Raw genomic sequence first — 5,321 nt, 5'->3', positions numbered from 1 at the left:
CTTCACACCACGTTCTTTAAAAACCTCTAACGCCTCCATAACTCCCGCTTCACTGACCTCACGATAAAACACATCCCATGTACACCAACCCAAATAATCATAATACGTTGGAACCGACTTTGTTTCACGCAAATTAAATCCTTCAATCTCACTTGCTAAAATCGTCACAGCTTCCCTAATTCCATCCTCGATTTCTAAACAATCAGAAATAGCCACGCCAATGATAGCTTCATCATTCGTTGAAGGTAAAACAGAGCGGATCACCAAATGATTTACCTCTACAACAAGCTCCCCCAATTGATCCTGATCCACACATGGAATCACCACTAAATAGCGACTTTCCCCTAACTCATTTTCATATTCCCCAATCAAAAACTGTACGCGTGATGGCATTTCATCAAAATACGTCCCATAAAACGGCTTCATCCACCAAAAATCCTTTGCTAAATTTAACCCCATAAAACGAACTAATTCTTCACTATATTCAATAACAACCTGCTCACTTGCTTTAACAACCTGTCTCTTCATACAAACTCTCCTCTTACACTAAAAGATTGATAACACTCTCATTATAACTAAATAAAAACGTTTTTAATATGTTTGAATGTTTGTCTTGCTATGTCTAAATGTATGTTTTAAATTTTTCCATAAAAAAGGAGTAACGACCGTTACTCCTTTTTACATTATTTACTTTCTTGCTTAAATGATTGATATCCCATCCAAACAACCCACACATAGGCAAGTGTTTTAGGAATCATTAACATTCCAATTAAACGGAATGTGGTGGCCCATAAGACAACCGGGATATAAAAGGCAAATGATAAAACGATTGCCAGCCACATCCATTTGAACGTTGAGTCTTGATGCGCTTTTGCTTCTTTATAGAATAGATAGATAATCATTAAGCCCATAATCGCAAACGGAATGTTTCGATAAACTCCCCACGAAACGGGGGCATTATAATTTAACCACTCATTTTGAGGTAATAAACATAACACAATACGTACAATCGCTAATGCATAAATCGCAAGTGTTAACCCTTTTGTATTTTGGACGCGATATCGTTTTTGCCAAATATGATAAAGTACTACATAAAAGACAGTCATCGTAATCGACGTCACAAATTTACCAAATCCAAGTGCTGCTGCATTGGCTTCAAGTCCTTTTGTTAACAACGCATAAGAACGTGGGACTAAGTGGAATGCATCCCCGCATCCTAAAATAATGGCCATATAACCAAATAACTTCGTATTCGTTGTCTTTCCTTTACGAACCATCGTCATACCAAGCGTGATGACCGTACATAAATAAACGACATCAAAAGCCGTTTCCATAATAGCTTGCATCAAAATTTCCCCTTTCAACATCTGATTGACAACCTTATCATACCTCACGCACCTGACACCCTTATGAACACCATCTTAAATCCATCTTAACTCTTTAAATTCTGTGGTATAATGAGCTAAAAAATGACCAATTAAAGGAGAAACCTTATGATTTCTAATAAAATTTTAATTGTAGATGATGAAATTGAAATTATTGAACTACTAGAAACCGTCTTAAAACATGAAGGATTTTCCCACATCTTTCATGCCACAACTGGAACTGAAGCCTTATCACTGCTTAAAGCCTTAAATCCAGACCTCGTCCTACTTGACGTCATGCTCCCCGATCTAAGTGGGCACCAACTCATCAAAGAAATCCATCAACATCGTCAAATTCCCGTTCTCTTCATCTCAGCTAAAACAGAAGAATTCGATAGACTACTCGGTTTTGCACTCGGAGCTGATGACTATATTACCAAACCCTTTAGTGCCAAAGAAGTCGCCTTCCGTGTCAAAGCTCGTCTCAAAACGACAACCAAAACCATCCAATTTGGCAACATTACCATTACAGACGGCATCGTTTCAAAAAATAATGAACCTCTTGACTTAACAGCAAAGGAATACAAACTCCTCATGTACCTTGTCCGTCATGCGAATAAAATCGTCAGCAAAGAACAAATTTGTCATGAAGTCTGGGGAGAGGACTACTTTGAATTTGATAATACCATCTCGGTACATATCCGAAGACTTCGAAAAAAAATCGAAGTCGATCCTTCTAAACCCAAACACATCACAACCATCATCGGACTTGGTTATAAATTTGTCTACAAAGAGGATTACTAATGAAGAAAAAATTAACCTTACACTTCTTTCTAACCCTATGTATTGCCCTGATTACCTTAGCCATTGTCAATATCGGTCTCGTTACCTTTAGAAGCTATCACTTTAAAGCACACTCAGATGAATATCAATATGGCGAACATTACATCAACCAATTTGTTGAGCAATTTGCGAACTATATCACCGAAGATTTAACGATCACTGAAGAAGGAAAGAAACTTCTTGACGAATCTCACGTCAGTCTTCAAATAATTAACGAACAAAAACAAGAAGTTTATGCTTATCAATTGCCTGATAACATTCCAAGTGTTTATACAAACAAACAACTCATTGATTTGTATCAAACTAATGAATCGAGCACAATCTTTATAAATGATATTCAATTAAATGAATCACATCTTACCTATTTATTATTTTTTCCACTCGATTTAGTCAGACGTTACACCCTTCACTACAATACTGAAGAGATGATGATGACACATAATATTCTATTAATGTTAATCGTTAACTGTCTAATCGCCCTCTTCATTAGCTATATCTCAACGCGCTATCTTGTTAAACCACTGAATGACATCATTCAAAATATCGTTTCCTTATCCAAAGGACATTATCTAAAGCCAAATCAAAAACCAAGTCTTTATCGTGAAGTAGAAGACAGAATTACAGATTTATCACAGCAACTTCAAGTTGCACAGTATGAGCGTCAACAAATGGATACCGTCCGAGAAGAATGGATTGCTAACATCTCACACGATATTAAAACTCCTCTAACTTCCATCAGAGGAAATGCCGAAATCATGGCCGATATGAGTTATGAAATGGATCTCATATCTCGCCAAAAGTCAGCGCAAACCATTATTGAAAAATCAGACTATATCAAGAATCTTGTAGATGATTTGAATCTTTCGACACGACTTAAAAATAAAGAATTTATCCTTAATAAAAAGCAGGTCAATCTTGTTTCGCTTTTACGTCACGTTATCATTGAGATAATGAATGACCCAAAATACGAGAACTATAACATCCAGTTCTCTTACGATAACGAATATATCCCCCTGATGCTCGATGAGTTACTAATGAGACGTGTCTTCACCAATTTAATGATGAATGCCATCACTCACAACGAGGAATCTGTCCTCATTTCAATCGATATCAAAGATCATACCATCACCCTAAAGGACAATGGAGTCGGAGTTTGCGAAGAAGACCTACTACATATTTTTAAACGTTATTATCGCGGAACTAATACAAAGAAACCAAACGTTGGTTCTGGCCTAGGACTTGCGATTGCTTACGATATCGTGAAACTTCACGAGGGAATCATCTCGGCCTCTAGTACGCGTGGAAATGGGTTAACCATCACGATTACTTTATAACTTTATAAAATAGGAACTCACCACTTTTTTGGATGAGTTCCTTTTGACTTATTTATCAATAAACTTCTCTTTAATTCCTTTAAATAGCTCTTTTATCATTTTTCCAAAAATATAAATCAGTACCACCATATAAATGAGTAAAAAAGTTAAGCCATATATGCCTTCTAATTGCTCTGTTAACTCAAGCGATACTAAAAAATCTTGGAAAAAGTGGGCAAACATCAGCGGGATAATCGTCTGATACTTGATCAAGAAATAAAAATAAACCACAGCGCCCGAAGCAATAATTAACGTTATAGTTAACCATTCATCTGGATTATAATTGGCATGTAAAAATCCAAAGAAAAAGCACGTCACAAAGGTTGAAATCAACAATGGTAACCAATAGCTTTTGAACAACTTACACAACGGATAGTAAAGAATCAAGAAAATCATATACTTAAACAATTCTTCCCCAATCCCGACCAGTGCATAGCGTACAAAACTAACAGTTACATACCTTCTAGATAACTCAAAACTATACTGCTCCAACTGTTGCGGATCATCTGCTGCTAAAAATCCCCCCACAACCCCTTCAACCAATGCCGAAAAGAACAAAATGGCCCCTGCTAGAAGAAGCATCCGCCATATTCCACCCTCTTTATTATAAAGTGGTGCCATCTCTTTAAAACCTATCGTCACTGAAAAAATCAAAAAGACTCCATGATAAGACATCAAAAAGAACTCACTATATGGATTCCCTGCCAAAACAGGCGTCTTTAATAAAAATAAAAATCCAAAAACAACCAATACATACCAAAACCAGTTCGAAGAAATCAACGGAATCTTACGACACTGATCTTTAAACTGACCACTCATACTGACCCTCCTATCACTCTCTATAAAACATATCGATATGACATCAAAATATGAGCAATGTGACGTTTAAAGCTAAAACTTGACTAAGTCTTTACATAAACCTAACAAAAAAAGTGCTAAACTAGCACCTTCTTCATATAATAACGCTCATGACCTTTTGGACAATCCTCAAGCACTCCATGAATCTCGTATCCATGCTTCAAATAAAAATCTTTCGCTTGAAAATCAAATGTATCTAAGTGAATTAAATGGCACCCATACTCACGTCCTAGTTGCTCAATTTTAGTTAATAACTCTGAGGCGAGCCCCATACCACGGTGCTCCTCACTCACCCATAATGCATCAATATAAATACAATGCCACGCGTAATAAACACAATTAATTCCAGCAATAATACATCCCGATTCATCTTTAATATGCTGATTAAACTGATTAAAAGGGACCGTCAATTCAAATGGAACATGTGACTCGTTAAAGTCAACTAACTGGCGCTCCACAAACTCGATATCTTCAAGACAACTCTCCATCAATTTCTTCATCTCAAACTCCCCTTTTGATATAGTATCTTCATATTTTACCTTAATTCGACAAAAACACAAACAAAAAAATAAGCGCTCCTTACTCGTAATTCCATGAATCGAATCCATCCCCAAAGACTACAAACATTCGCCCCAATACACATATCGAACCAAGCCAAGCTGATTCACCTCTAAAACATAAACTGCTAACTTTGTCTGCAATCCAAATAATTACTTATCTATATCAACTAAAATAGTCATTAACATTCCTACGAGTAAATTAAATAACGATTTCTTTCAATTGATTATAATATATTTTGAATACAACCACAACCTTATTTTAATATAAGACAGATTGTAATATTAAGTGCGACACAAAAAAACTCATAAATAGGATCTTTGTT

At 36.0% G+C, this 5,321-nt stretch carries 6 protein-coding genes; 2 read left to right on the top strand and 4 right to left on the bottom strand.

All coding sequences use genetic code 11. From position 1 onward, the window contains the following. Together QWC74_RS02810 and QWC74_RS02805 are read right to left on the bottom strand one after the other, a co-directional pair. The coding region (locus tag QWC74_RS02810; RefSeq protein ID WP_288993906.1) for a Sip1-related alpha-galactosidase at positions 1–528 on the bottom strand (528 nt) is incomplete at its 3' end. 155 nt (positions 529–683) lie between these two features. Continuing rightward, the gene (locus QWC74_RS02805) at positions 684–1,346 is read right to left on the bottom strand and encodes a hypothetical protein (RefSeq protein WP_006784393.1); all 663 of its coding nucleotides are present in this window, start codon (positions 1,344–1,346) and stop codon (positions 684–686) included. 147 nt (positions 1,347–1,493) lie between these two features. Between QWC74_RS02805 and QWC74_RS02800 the strand changes: the two genes are divergently transcribed. Further along, the gene (locus QWC74_RS02800; protein WP_006784394.1) at positions 1,494–2,168 is read left to right on the top strand and encodes a response regulator transcription factor; all 675 of its coding nucleotides are present in this window, start codon (positions 1,494–1,496) and stop codon (positions 2,166–2,168) included. After that, positions 2,168–3,541 carry a sensor histidine kinase KdpD gene (locus QWC74_RS02795; protein ID WP_006784395.1) on the top strand — a complete coding sequence of 458 codons (1,374 nt, stop codon included), beginning with the start codon at positions 2,168–2,170 and terminating at the stop codon, positions 3,539–3,541. The genes QWC74_RS02800 and QWC74_RS02795 overlap by 1 nt, the downstream gene beginning before the upstream one ends. Before the next feature lie 48 nt (positions 3,542–3,589). Here the strand turns inward: QWC74_RS02795 and QWC74_RS02790 are convergent, their stop codons facing one another. Beyond that, complete coding sequence (locus tag QWC74_RS02790) at positions 3,590–4,399, bottom strand: type II CAAX prenyl endopeptidase Rce1 family protein (RefSeq protein ID WP_006784396.1); 810 nt, start codon at positions 4,397–4,399, stop codon at positions 3,590–3,592. A 116-nt stretch (positions 4,400–4,515) separates the two neighbouring features. Beyond that, complete coding sequence (locus QWC74_RS02785) at positions 4,516–4,938, bottom strand: N-acetyltransferase (protein WP_006784397.1); 423 nt, start codon at positions 4,936–4,938, stop codon at positions 4,516–4,518. Positions 4,939–5,321 lie beyond the last annotated feature (383 nt).

The organism is uncultured Turicibacter sp. (assembly GCF_938044715.1).
In the GTDB taxonomy this organism is placed as follows: Bacteria; Bacillota_I; Bacilli_A; order MOL361; family Turicibacteraceae; genus Turicibacter; species Turicibacter sanguinis.
This window is presented reverse-complemented; position numbering and strand designations above follow the sequence as displayed.